The organism is Alteromonas sp. ABH4_454, assembly GCF_056311775.1.
The window spans coordinates 1,223,625-1,237,537 of record NZ_CM149972.1 but is presented as its reverse complement, the minus strand read 5'-3'; the positions used below and the strand labels follow the sequence as shown (position 1 = coordinate 1,237,537).

Below are 13,913 nucleotides of genomic sequence, written 5' to 3'. Positions count from 1 at the left end.
CTTAGTCATTAAAAAGCCCGTTAGGGCTTTTTTTGTTTACGCTTTACAGAAGACATTAACGATTAGGCTCAGTAGTATGCCTGGCAAGAAACTGGTCATAAGGCATAGGTTTGTCAAAGTAAAAACCCTGCATTAATTTAATATCTGCTTGCTCCATAAAAGGTAGATAAGACTCTAATTCTACCCCTTCAGCCACCACATCTATTTGCAGGCTCTTCAACATAGCTATCAGACCATTAAAAAGCGCGTTTGCTTTGCTATCTTGGTGAATACCTTGAATTAAGCTTTTATCTACCTTGACCACCTCAAACTGAAAACTCCTCAGGTAGCTAAGTGATGAGAAGCCACTGCCAAAATCATCTAAAGACAATCTAAAACCACTCTCTCTAAGTGTATTTAATGCTCTTAGCGCTGACTTTTCGTCCCGAATAAACACCGACTCAGTGAGCTCTAATTCTATAAATTCCGGGGATATATTGTTATCCAGGCAAATAGAGGCTGCTTGGTCGGGAAATTCCGGGTCGAGCATTTGGTTAGCACTAATATTCACCGACAGCGGGATAGCTTCGCCTTGTTGCGACTCCATTATCGAAATATAGTCACAGGCAGCCTCTAGCGCTTGTAAACCAATGGCGCTATCTAACTTGTGCTCTTCTGCTATGGGGATAAACACTGCTGGCGATACGACACCGTGCAGTCCAGAGATCCAGCGGCACAACACTTCACCACCCTTTAATACGCCATTTAAGTCATATTTACCCTGAATATAAAAATCAAGAAGGTGGTTTTCTACGGCCTTGCGCAAATCGTTCACCATACTGACTTGCTGCGTCATGCTTTCATAAAGCCCTGGCTCATATACAAAGGTTTGCCCTTTCCCCAGCTCTTTGGCGCGATACATTGCTGCATCGGCACACTGCACTAAACCTTCAATGTTGTTGCTGTGTTCTGGAAATTCTGCAATACCAATGCTGGCCGACAGCCTTAGTTCTGTCCCTTTTACAACAATGGAGTCTTCTTCAATTTGGCTAATAAGTTCCTGTGAGCGCTCGGCAATTTCTTCAATATTTTGGTTAGGTACTACGGCAATAAACTCATCGCCTCCCCACCTGCCAACTTCCCCAATGGGGCCGAACATACCGGTAAGTAATGCTCCCATGCGCTGCAACTCGGCATCACCTCTTTCATGCCCCGCATTATCATTTATGGCTTTAAACCCATCTAGGTCGATAAACACGAGAGAAAAAGGCTGCACTTTTTTCACTAACACTGAAATAGACTCACGTAGCGAGTTACGATTAGAAAGACCGGTCAATTCATCGTGCAAGGCGAGTTGACGTAGCTTGGCCTCGTTGCGCTTTCTATCGCTAATGTCGCGCATTGTTGCGATTAAATAAGTCGAGGTTTGTTGATAGGTTTCGAACAAAGCCAAAGAAATATCTACCACTTTCATTTCGCCGCTTTGGTTTTTTATTTTTGACTCAAATCGAACTTGCTTATCGATGGCCAATTGCGCTTTATCAACTTTCTCAGCGATAAATATTTGATTGAAATTCACCCCTACACATTGCTCTTTTACTGACATACCAAGTAAATGGATAAAGGCATCATTACACTCTGTAATAATAAGGTCGGGAGAGAGGACTAACATAGGCTCTCTTGAACTAGCGAACGCAGAGGCCATTAGATGGAAAGATTGTTCGGCTTTGCGCTGCTGGGTGATATCTTTGGTAGTTCCCACAATGTGCAGTGCTTCGCCCGCGCTACCCCGCTCTAGTACGCGGCCGCGTAACCTTACCCATTGGTAGCTATTTTCTAGCATTAAACGAAAGGAAAATTCAACGCGATCGCGATTGCCGTGAAGTGCCATGGTCCAGTGAAACTGAAGCCCTTCCAAATCGTCCTCATGGACCCGTTCAAGAAGCTGAATTAAGGTGCCCGACCACGTAGATACACTTTGTGAGTGAAGAGAGAAAGAGCGAATCTCCATTATGTCGCTTTGCGCCTCCCAACTCCAAAATGACTCTTGCGAAGCCCAAAGGGCAAGTTCTAGGTCCTTTTGCGCACGTTGGCTCTTTTGCAAAGTAGCATATAAGCTTTGGGTCTTTTCTCTGAGCAAACTTTCGGCTTGCTCTCTGGCATTTCGCTCTCGCTTTAAACGACGCTCAATTAAAGCTAAAGCGTCGTTATTAACGGATTTGCCAATGGATGTATCGTTGGACATTACATCCCCCGTTAAACAACAAGAGATATGCTAAATTCGTATGTGTGAGGCGTTTCTAGTTGATGGGTTTCCCTTTCAAGTTTGCAGTTGTAATAGGCTGCTGCGGCGTCCATCAAGCCCTCAGCTTAGGGGATATAACTCTCTTTCAGAGTAATATTGTAGGCGCATGGAGGTGTCTGTGCGTGACAGCACCTTAAAACGCGGGAGGTCTGCGTCAGGATAAAGCTTTTTAACCTGGACATGGATATCGCCGTCCAAGTGCTCCAACATGTCTAGCATGTTATTGGTATTGGCTAATACGTCACCGTGTACGGCCCCTAACTTACCGAATAAATAAAAACCAAAATCGTATAAGAGTTCGTTAGCAGATTTACCCGTTCTCTCTACCAGCACACCTACCAGGCGTTGCATCTGTTCAAACGGGTAATAACCCACTGCGGTATAAGCTCCGTCGTTCTCTAACCCAGCTTCCATGATGACATCATCAGCGAACTCAGGAGAAACCTTCTCCTCGAGCATATCGATTAACGATGTAAAAACTATGCCTAACATGTAAATTCCTCATTCATTCCTTTAATGAGTGTAGTTCACCTAAGCATAAGAACAACTTAAACTTTATGACAAATCTTCAGGTGCTTCGTTATTATTTGGTAGCACTACTTCTACGCTATCCACCCGCTGTAAACCGCGAGGCAATTTATTCCCCCTACGGCCCCTTTCCCCCTGATAGTGGGTAAGGTCTTCAGCGCTTAACGTCATATTGCGCTTCCCTGCTCCAACCTTAATGGCCGCGCCATCAGGCACAACGGTCAGCACTTTGACATACTCTTCACGAGACTGTGATTTTGCTGAAGGAATATTGATCAGCTTATTTCCTTTTCCTTTGCCTAAACTTGGCAAGTCGCGAAGCGGGAACATAAGCATACGCCCTTCGTTAGAAATACTTAAACACCAATCAGAGTCAGGGTTAGTCACTGGCATTGGTTTCATTACTTTCGCTGCTGTAGGCAATGACAAGTAGGCTTTACCCGCTTTATTCTTGCTAACCATATCTTTGAATGTGCCGACGAAGCCATAGCCCGCATCAGAACCCACCAAGAACTTACTCTCGTCTTGCGCCATAATCACGTGCTGGAAGGATTCCCCACCAACAATACTAAAGCGCCCGGTTAAAGGCTCGCCTTGACTTCGTGCAGAGGGAAGCCCGTGAGCGTCGCACGAGAATGTTCGCCCTGAGCTATCCATAAATACGGCAGGCTGATTACTTTTGCCTTCAGCGCTGGATAAGTAGGCATCACCCGCTTTGTAACTTAAACCTTCCGCATCGATATCGTGACCTTTCGCACAACGTGCCCAGCCTTTTTCTGAAAGTACAACTGTAACTGATTCCGCAGGCACTAACTCTTTTTCAGACAGCGCTTTAGCCTCGCTACGCTCGACAATAGGTGAACGCCTGTCGTCACCGTATTTCTCAGCGTCAGCAAGGATTTCTTTTTTAATGAGGGTTTTAAGGCGACGGTCTGAGCCAAGCAGTTGCTGTAGCTTGTCACGCTCGGCAGCTAACTCGTCCTGCTCGCCCTTAATTTTCATTTCTTCTAATTTGGCTAAGTGGCGAAGTTTCAGCTCTAAAATGGCTTCGGCCTGTTTATCACTTAAACCAAAACGCGACATCAGCTCTGGCTTGGGTTTGTCATAAGTACGTATAATTTCGATAACTTCATCGATATTTAAAAACGCAATTAACAAACCTTCTAAAATATGTAGACGCGCCAATACTTTATCTAAGCGATACTGCAAACGTCGTGTCACTGTATCTTTTCGATACTGCAACCACTCGGATAAAATAGTACGCAAGTCTTTAACCTGAGGGCGACCGTCTAGGCCTATCATGTTCAGGTTAACGCGGTAATTTTTCTCAAGGTCGGTAGTTGCAAACAAATGCTGCATTAATTGGGTAACGTCAATGCGATTTGAACGAGGAGTAATAACTAAGCGAGTTGGATTTTCATGGTCCGATTCATCGCGAAGGTCACTTACCATTGGCAGCTTTTTCGCCTGCATTTGCGAAGCTATTTGCTCCAGGATCTTGGCACCAGACGCCTGATGAGGTAGAGCAGTAATGACCACATCCCCATTCTCTTCGCCGTAGACAGCACGCATTTTTATTGAGCCACGCCCAGTCTCGTAAAGCTTTTTAATATCGGCTTTTGGCGTAATAATTTCGGCTTCAGTTGGGTAGTCTGGCCCATTAACATGTTCTAGGACGTCGCTAAGCTCAGCTTTACTGTTGTCCAGCAACATAGCGCAAGCGTTAGCCAACTCTCTTACATTGTGAGGGGGAATATCAGTGGCCATCCCTACTGCAATACCTGTCACACCGTTAAGCAGTATATGCGGTAAACGAGCAGGTAGTACACTTGGCTCTTCTAACGTTCCGTCGAAGTTGGGCACCCAATCTACCGTGCCTTGACCAAGCTCATTTAAAAGCACTTCCGAGAATCGTGAAAGCTTAGCTTCGGTATAACGCATGGCTGCAAACGATTTAGGATCATCTGGTGCGCCCCAGTTCCCTTGACCGTCAACCAAGGGATAGCGATATGAGAAAGGCTGCGCCATAAGCACCATGGCTTCGTAGCAGGCAGAGTCACCATGTGGGTGAAATTTACCAAGTACATCACCTACGGTTCTGGCAGACTTTTTATATTTTGCATTCGCGCTTAAGCCTAAATCGGACATCGCATAAATAATACGTCGCTGTACCGGCTTTAAACCATCGGAAATATGCGGAAGAGCACGGTCCATGATGACGTACATGGAATAGTTTAGATAAGCGTCTTCGGTGAAACGTCGAAGAGGAAGTTGCTCTACCCCATCGCGATTAATGATGATCTCGTCACTCATGATAGTTTTTTCGTTTTGTTATTAATACCAATGCGCTCGTAATAGAAAGGCCGCCATTCTAGTTGTGTTGTAGCGCACTACTTACTGAATGTACGCGAGCGTTTACGCTATTGTGGGGTAAACCGCATTTGTGTGCAATCTTTGAAAACAATTGTCATCATTTTTCAAATAGCCTATGCCCCACAGTCTTAGCTATTTAGCAAAAATCCCTGCACTCTAAATGCTATCAACGTGCTAATTGTTTGCTTTGTTATTCTGCAAATAGAGTGTTTAAATAGATTGGGCTGAATTTTGCGTTCAACATTCGCCTTAAAAATAATAAAACCCTTATTTAAATGGTAGTTAAAGTACAGAATAATATGGCAACCTTTCGCGCACTTTCTTTCCTATTTATTTTGCTAGCTAGCTTCTGGCCTTCTTGTTCCCAAGCGCAACATATCGAGCAGCTATTTGACGAACATAGTACGCTAGATTTATCAGACTCGCTGTACTTTCTATTCGAAACCGATTACCAGCTTACCATTGGGGATGTATCAAGAAGACGAAATGACTTTCTTATGCATCCTCACGGAAACCCTAACTTTGGTTTTCGCAATAATGGTATGTGGTTGCTAACATCCGTTGCCAATGTTTCAAACGACAAGAACTGGGTATTTTCAATAAACTTTAGTCAGCTCGATAACGTTGATTTCTATTTAGTACAAAATGGAAAGGTGATTAGTCAAAGTCATCAAGGTAAGGCGCAAAAAGAGCAGCGTTTTCGCGTTCCTACCTTTCGAGTTGAACTCGCTAACAGCGACCCCGTTGACCTTTACATACGCATTGAGAGTCATTCATCAAGCCTCATCGCTCCACTTCGTATACAAGCTGAGCCTTTACACAGCAGTTATTTCCAAATGGACAGTTTGCTCTGGGGCTTTTTTTACGGTGGCTTACTCATACTTGCCATCTATAATTTGGCCTTATTTTTCGGCGTAAAAGAGAAAAGCCTGGTTGCTTATGTTGGATACATATTAGCGGTAATATTATGGCAATTCGTGTGGGGCGGTCATACACACCTCTTATTTACTCAAGGTATTCCGTCTTGGCTAGTCGGTCATTCGGAATTGATATTCGTCATTATCGGTATCAGTTCAGGCTTGTTTACCATGACCTTCTTAGAAACCGAAAAGCACTCGCCCACTGCTCATCCTATTATAAACTTATTATTGGTGTGCCAAGCGCTCACTGGACTCGTGTGCTTTGTCGATCTTCTTCCCTCTATCTGGAAGAACAACCTGGTATATGGCGTAGGGCTGGTAGCGATTTTGAGCTACATCTACGCAGGGGTGGAGGCCTTCCTCAATAATTTCAGACCCGCACGCTACTTTATTTTTGCATGGGGTATGCTTGCTACTGGTGCCATTATTGGCATGTTAAGCCTTATCGGTGTGCTGCCCTCAAACGACTTTACTACCTACTGCTTCCAAGTTGGCGTTTTCCTAGAAGCTGGACTTTTTTCTTTTGCACTCATGGAGAAAAGTCGAAGCCAGCTTGAAAGTGAAGTAGAACAAGCAACCGATGATTTACGCAATAATGTTGAGCTTATTGAAGAGCAAAATGCACGCTTAGACATTGCGCGAAAAGACGCCATCAAGGCCAGTAACGTAAAATCTCAATTCCTTGCAAACATGAGTCATGAGATACGCACGCCCCTAAATGCAATATTGGGGTTTAGCAAAGAACTTAATAACGCATTGCTACCTACGGACCAACAAGAGCAGGTTCGGATCGTTAATACTGCAGCTGAAAACCTGCTCACGATTGTTAACGACGTACTCGACTTTTCAAAAATTGAAGCGGGCAAACTTCAAATAAACAACCAACCTTTTTCACCTAATAAACTGCTCGAAGAGATGGTCACCATTATGGCTAAATCTTCGCACAGCAAACGCATTGAATTTGTTTTCGACTTAAATCCGCTGCCTGAAAAACTTATTGGTGATGTATTTCGCATCAAGCAAGTGCTAAACAACTTACTCAGTAACGCGCTTAAGTTTACCTCTAGTGGAGCCATTACATTCTCAGCAAGCGGGCGCTCGCTTCCGCACGGTATCCACGAATTAAATATTGTCGTTGAAGACACGGGAATTGGTATTAGTCGTCAAGACAGGAAAAAGCTCTTCAGCGCGTTTTCACAGGTAGACGATGCACTAAATCGAAATTACCAAGGTACAGGCTTAGGCCTTGTTATTAGCAGGGAACTCGTTCGCCTGATGAACGGAGACCTTTCGCTTAAGAGTGTGCTGGGCCAGGGCTCTACGTTTAGCGTCTCTCTTCGTATGAATCAGCTTAGCCAAAAGTATTCATTGACGAGCAGCGAAGACTGGAAAGATAAAAACGTGGTTATTTTCGACCCCATTCCCGCAACCCGCCGCTCTAGCGCTAATATGTTGTCTATATTGGGTGCCAAGGTCACCTCAGTGGAATCGTTAGACTATTTAGCTACGCTAAACGGTCAATATGACTTCTTCATGGCAACGGTACCGGTAAGCAAAATGGCATTGCGTGATACTTACCTAAGCCGATTTGTACAGTTTCCAGCCACAAAACGAATTCTCTGGTACTCTGGCCCCGAGCCGTACGCTCAATATCCAAGCCTATCGCAGCATTTCCATTCTCAGATACGTATGCCAATAACCTTGACTAAGTTAGATAGCTTGGTAAACCAGCACGCTACGCCTGCGAAAAATGCCATGCAAGAGAAGATCAGCAGTTTGCCTAGCGTGAAAATATTGGCTGTTGATGACATGGAAATGAACCTGAAACTTCTGCATACATGGCTTGACCATTCACCTGTAGAACTCATTACAACTATTAGCGGGCAAGATGCGGTAAATCAGTGTCAGACACAAGAGTTCGACCTGATTTTAATGGACGTTCAGATGCCTGGGATGGATGGTGTACAAGCAACTAGGGAAATTCGTAAATCTCCTGTAAATATGGGTACGCCTATTATCGCTGTCACCGCTCACGCATTTAAGGAAGAACAGGAGCGATTACTCGCATCAGGTATGGATGATTATCTTCCTAAGCCTATCGAAGTAGAATTACTTATTAACCTAATTAAATCCTGGTGCCACAGCATTGAACCAGGGGAAATAGAGCTTCCCTCAGTTGACTGGCAGCTTGCGCTAAAACGTGCCAATCAAAACCAAGACACCGCGAAAGAAATGTTAGACGGCTTTATAGAGCTGCTCCCAGAAACCATTGAATTACTTTCAACGCTGTGGGAAGAAAAAGATTATAACGAGCTAAAAACCGAGGTACACAAGCTTCATGGAGCATGTTGTTATACTGGCTTGCCGCGCATGCAACATCTGGCGAATGATACTGAAAGCGCGCTCAAATTAGGCCAGCATAAACTTGTTGATGAGCATTTACCTGCACTTATCGCTGAAGCAGAGAAAGTGTTACGGGAGAGTAAGCCTAGCGTATAACAAATTATTGGCCACGCATATAGCACTGGTTATTGCGTGGCGTTTTCCTTTTGGAAAAACTTCCGTGATTGCTGACATTCAGCAATTAACCTAGCAAATTCGCTAGCGTCTCTATCTAATTCTGAGCTGGCTATAAAAATATCAAAACCGAGCCGTTTTCGAAGCTCTACCATACGATGAGCTAACATGGCTTTTATTCCTTTAATGATAGTACCGTCTTCCATAACGTATTGCTTATCGTCAAACATTGATTGTTCGTAACAACTTCCCGACGCGCAGTTTTCGTCGGTATTTTGCATTAGCAGAGGTCGCTGCTCCATCAGTAAGTGTGTAGCAAGCCTAGGTGATATTGTATTTAAAAAATCAGTGTAGCTTTTTATTTTGAAGCCGACTGTTTCTAAGGGAACGTGATCTAACCCATGGCGCACACGTGGACAATCTGCACGCTGGAGGTTGTCCCAGTGAATTCGCCAACTGCCGAGGCGGTGGCGATAGGTGATGTAATCTCTGGCTATTTCTAAGCTGAAGTCTGGCTCGCGTACCTTAAAATAACCCACTAGCAAACACACTAGTGCCGCACTTGTCAGAAAAATACCGGCTAAAAACAACCAATCTGGCAAAAAGGCCAGCCACAAGGCTGCGACGAAAAGTCCTACACAACCCAATACCAGGCTAGTGATGCCGTTACTTTTTGACGCAGCTCGGATATAGATAGGTTCAACACTAGTGCCAGACATACAAGTACACCACCAACATAATTATGGCCCAAACGATATAGAGTCTGACCCGTTTACATTTCACGCAGTCAGTCTGCCACCAGCGCAATATTGGATGAGATTTTCGCATACGCTGATACACCCTTATTATACGCTCATTAGAAAGGGATAGTTTAACCGCAAAATCAAGCTAATGTGTGGTTTCTATAACGATATCGTTGAAATGCCGCCACTATAGTTGGCGTAAATACTAACGACAAGATAACCGAAAAACCAACTCCACCTGCGAGCACAACAGCCAATGGCGGCCAGAAGCTTCCCTCGCTAAATAACAACAGTGGAATTAAACCGCCTACCGTTGTAAAGGTTGTCGAGAGTATGTGGCGGCTACAACTCATGGTTTCTTCAACAATGGCCTTGGTATCGCCTTGCTTTGCTTTGGGATTAGCATTGATTGCAGCAATGACCACTATCGAACCGTTAATTGCAACACCAATAAGCCCTGCACAGCCAAGTAGAGGGTTGAATCCTACTGGCAAGCCTGAAATCCACAAACTAAACATTCCTAGTCCCACTGAAAGTATCGCGACAAGTGCGATAACTCCGGCCATACGCAGACTTGTGAACGTCAATATGAGCGTGGTTATCATTAAAACCAATAAAACAGGCGCATAAGTGGCAAGCTTGCCTAGCGCTTGCTGCTGTTCATCTGCATCGCCCGCCAAGTGAATTCTATAGCCCTCGGGCAGTTCAAGTTGGCTTTCAAGCAAGTCTCTTAACTGATTACTGGCATCAATTGCCGGCACACCTGGCAGTAAAAACGCCTGAATGCGGTTAAGCCTTTCTCCGTCAACACGGGTAATGCTGCTAGTTGCAGGCTGTAGCGTTAAATTAGTAACCGCCGCCAGTGGTGACCACGAGATTGCATTGTCACCGGCTAAAGGTATGGGCATAGCATCCACACCCGTTACGTTTTGTCTGTAGGCCTCATCCAGCCTTACCCTAACCGGAATTTCTTCTGTGCTCTCCAGTACCGAGCCACCGGTGATCCCCGAGAAATTAACCTGCATTTGATTAGCAAGCTCAGAAAGGGTTAAGCCAAGGTAAGATAAGTTATCGCTATCGGCATTGATTTTAAGTTCGGGCTCGCCCATAGAGATACTGGTGATGGACTGAGATATGCCGTCAACTTGTGACATCAACATACGAACTTTATCGCCTAGGTCATTCAGTATATTAAGATCTGGGCCAAATATTTCGACTTCTACCGGCGCGGCAATTGGCGGACCTTGCCCAAATGCTCGTACTACAATTTGTACCTCAGGATATTCGCTATCGAGAGAATGTTGTAACTCACCCACCAGCGCTACCGCTTCATCTACCGTGTGGGTAGAAACCACGGCATTAGCAAAATAAGGCATGTTATCGCGAGTCATCATTTGATTGTAATACACCGAAGGGGCAGAGCCGCCCACCAACCAGCTAACCTGCTTTACACCTTGCTCGGAGCGAATAGCGGCATCAATTTCTTTAACGTAGTGGGTAGTGTTGTCAATGCTGCTTCCTTCTTTCGTCCACAGATAAACTTCAAACTGGTCTCTATCTGCGCTTGGGAAGAACACATTGGCCAATGTCGAAGACAGCACAAAGCCAGACAGGCAAAGTATGGCAACAACCGGTAGCACGAGAATGGGCTGTTTGACCCAACGACCTAACTGCCTTTTAAAAGCTAGGCTTAACTGCGGCGCTTGAAGACCCACTTTCCACCACGAATTGGATACGGCTTTACCTTGGGATGCATTGTCGTGCTTTGGTAAAAATCGTGCGGCTAGCGCGGCAATAATAGTCAGTGAAATAAACAAAGAGCCAATGAGCGCCATGACCACGCTTATCGCTATTGGCCCTACGAAATCACCTATATTTCCATCAAGAAGAAAGATAGGCATAAAGCCGAGAATAGTCGTAAGAGTTGAAGCTAAAAGTGGCGCAAATAAGTGAGACACACTTTTTGCCATAGCTCCTACCCGCGTTAGGTTAGGGTCTTGTAAGTTAATGCGTATTTCATCGGTAATTACGATAGCGTTATCAATAAGCAGGCCGATGGCGATAATCATTCCGAAGATTGACATTTGGTGTATTTGCTCGTTGTAAAAGCTCAATGAAAACAACGCAAAAGCGGCGCACAATGGTAATGCTAACCCCACAATCCATGCTGCGCGAAACCCCATGAAAAGTAGAATAACCATCATGACAACCGCACACCCCATCAATAAATTCATCGATAGGTCGGCAAGGCGCGTGGCAGTATATTCATTTTGCTCAAATGCCACCGTAGCGGTTAAGGTTCCGCTGAAATCTTTATTAAACTGCTCTACCACTGCTAATGCATTTTTTGTCCATACATCAGAACGCAATGAGGGCTGCATGCGGGCGGCTACAAAGATAGACTCTTCACCATTTAAAAAGGCTATTTCGCCTCGTGGAGTGGTGTAACTGCGTTCTACCGACGCAACATCTTCGACTCTCAAATAGCGCCCTTGTTCATTAACAAGAGGAATAGACGCTATCATGTTTACACCATTTAAGCCCTCTCCCACCGTAAAGCGCAGGTTACTTTGTTCGGTATTCAACATACCTGCAGGCAATTTGGGATCAGCGCGACTGATTGTATTGCTTACCTGCTGCAATGTAAGGCCTGTAGCAGCAAGCTTAATAGGGTCTATATTGACACTAATTTCCTCCTGCGGTGCGCCGTATACACGCACTAACTCAGTACCGTTAACATTGCGAAGTCGGTCGGTAAGTTCCTGAGCCAAACGAGCGGTAAGTGTAATAGGTGTATTATTAAAATGGTCGGCACGTACAGAAAGCAACAAGGTGAAAGCAGTCGCGCCGCGTTTTTCATCGAATATTGGCGCCATTGCACCTTCTGGAAATGACTCAGCGGCAGCACCTATTGCATCGCGGATCTCGCTAAATAGCTGCTCGTTACTGGTGTTGTCTATCCAGTCCTGTGTTTCAATTAATATGATAGAAATCCCAGCACGAGAGGTAGATTTCACTTCCTTAATCTCAAATATCTCCCTTAACCTGTCTTCAAGTACGTCGCTGACTAAGGCTTCAACTCGCTCGGTCTGATGCGCCGGGATACTGGGTGATAATTAGCGCATTTCTTGTATCAATTCGAGGGTCTTCTATTCGCGGTAATGAGCCCAAAGCCGATAACCCTGCGGTAATCAAAATCAATAGACTTAAAACCAGCAAATGGCCCCGTCGGTAAAAGAGCGTGTACCACGGGTAGGATTTATCAGTATCGAAGTTAAATGACGTCATTAACGCGCCCCAGAATGTTGTTGGCTAGGTATAGCTACCATTTGCCCCGGCGCTAATTTATGGGTGCCCTCATTAACATAGACATCGCCATTTTTGAGAGCGCCGCGAACGAACGCTTTATTTCCATCTGTGTACACCACCTCGACAACGCGCGCTTCTATGGTGGCGTTTGACTCACTGGATAAAACAAAAACCCTCCATAAGCCTCTTAGGCCATTACTTAGCGCGTTTACAGGAAGCCAAGCGCCTGTTTCAGAATGGGAGCGGAAGGCAGACAGAATTGCCATATCGCCAGGACGAACCTGTTCGTTACTATTAAGTGTGACCAGAATATCTACGGTTCGAGTCTGCACGTTACGTACTGGAAGCCGCTGAGATACCGTCCCGGCAACATCGATATCGCCAATACGCACAAGCACAGGTTCATTAACATCAAACTGCTCTACGACATCAGCAGGTACCGCAAAACGCGCTTGGTAGTTGTCGATACTCGTAATGCCAAATACAGGGCTTCCTGCACTCACCACACTGCCTTCATCAAAAAATCGGCGATTAACAACACCATCAAAAGGCGAAACGAGTGTAGTTTTTGCGATCTCTACATTGAGAGATTCGAGCGCGGCCTGCATTTCGCTAACCTGCGCTTTCGCTACATTTAAGTTCGCTTTTGCTTCGTCTAGTCGTTGTGCTGACTCTAGCTTTCTCTCCACCAATGAGGTGGTCCTATCACTGTTGACTTTAGCAAGTGCAAGGTCAGCGTTTGCTCGCTCAAGCGCTGCTTGTAGCTCTCGCTTCCTTGCATTTAGACGCTGCAGATCTTGATGAGCAAGAATATCGCCTTGACTGACTACATCCCCTTCTTCAACAAGCATTCGGGTAACTTGACCAGCGACATCAAAAGATAAAGATGTGGCCTTAGGTGATTCAACTAAACCAAATACGTTAATAGGCGTTTCAAAGCCTGATTGAATGGTGACCGTACCTGTTGAAACAGCAACGGGTAGTCTTGCCTCTGGCGTTTGCGTTGCGTTCCCCAAACCAGCAGTCATCAGTAATACCACCAGTGCTGCTGTAAAAACGGCAATTGAAATAAGTAACGTGAATTTGCCACTTTTAGACGGTGTATTTGCAGCAGTCATAACGGTTCCTTTAACCAATTGGGCGTGTGCTTTAGGCTATATTTGCATACTTATTGTGCTATGCTAGTATATAAATACTAGACCGTCCAGTTTGATATTTAAATATTCTGCTATAAAGTGA

At 45.0% G+C, this 13,913-nt stretch carries 6 protein-coding genes and 1 pseudogene; 1 reads left to right on the top strand and 6 read right to left on the bottom strand.

Annotated features, from left to right (window positions below; genetic code table 11):
* Window positions 1-55: 55 nt before the first annotated feature.
* The 3 genes from ACYX4W_RS05395 to parC all read right to left on the bottom strand — a co-directional run bounded on the left by ACYX4W_RS05395 (window position 56) and on the right by parC (window position 5,125).
* Window positions 56-2,224 carry a putative bifunctional diguanylate cyclase/phosphodiesterase gene (locus tag ACYX4W_RS05395; protein WP_476074919.1) on the bottom strand — a complete coding sequence of 723 codons (2,169 nt, stop codon included), beginning with the start codon at window positions 2,222-2,224 and terminating at the stop codon, window positions 56-58.
* 120 nt (window positions 2,225-2,344) lie between these two features.
* On the bottom strand, window positions 2,345-2,776 hold the full coding sequence (locus ACYX4W_RS05390; protein ID WP_476074918.1) for a heme NO-binding domain-containing protein: 432 nt from the start codon (window positions 2,774-2,776) through the stop codon (window positions 2,345-2,347).
* A 63-nt stretch (window positions 2,777-2,839) separates the two neighbouring features.
* On the bottom strand, window positions 2,840-5,125 hold the full coding sequence (gene parC, locus ACYX4W_RS05385) for a DNA topoisomerase IV subunit A (protein WP_476074917.1): 2,286 nt from the start codon (window positions 5,123-5,125) through the stop codon (window positions 2,840-2,842).
* Between the two features lie 359 nt (window positions 5,126-5,484).
* Between parC and ACYX4W_RS05380 the strand changes: the two genes are divergently transcribed.
* Entirely contained in the window at window positions 5,485-8,604 is a 3,120-nt protein-coding gene (locus ACYX4W_RS05380) for a hybrid sensor histidine kinase/response regulator (RefSeq protein ID WP_476074916.1), read from the top strand.
* Window positions 8,605-8,633: 29 nt separating this feature from the next.
* On the opposite strand, the gene ACYX4W_RS05375 is transcribed toward ACYX4W_RS05380, so the two are convergent.
* The 3 genes and pseudogenes from ACYX4W_RS05375 to ACYX4W_RS05365 form a co-directional block, all read right to left on the bottom strand.
* The gene (locus ACYX4W_RS05375) at window positions 8,634-9,341 is read right to left on the bottom strand and encodes a DUF2982 domain-containing protein (RefSeq protein WP_476074915.1); all 708 of its coding nucleotides are present in this window, start codon (window positions 9,339-9,341) and stop codon (window positions 8,634-8,636) included.
* Window positions 9,342-9,505: 164 nt separating this feature from the next.
* A pseudogene (locus ACYX4W_RS05370) lies at window positions 9,506-12,653 on the bottom strand (efflux RND transporter permease subunit).
* A complete protein-coding gene (locus tag ACYX4W_RS05365; protein ID WP_476074914.1) occupies window positions 12,653-13,792 on the bottom strand; it encodes an efflux RND transporter periplasmic adaptor subunit in 1,140 nt (379 codons plus the stop codon). The pseudogene ACYX4W_RS05370 and the gene ACYX4W_RS05365 overlap by 1 nt, the downstream one beginning before the upstream one ends.
* Window positions 13,793-13,913 lie beyond the last annotated feature (121 nt).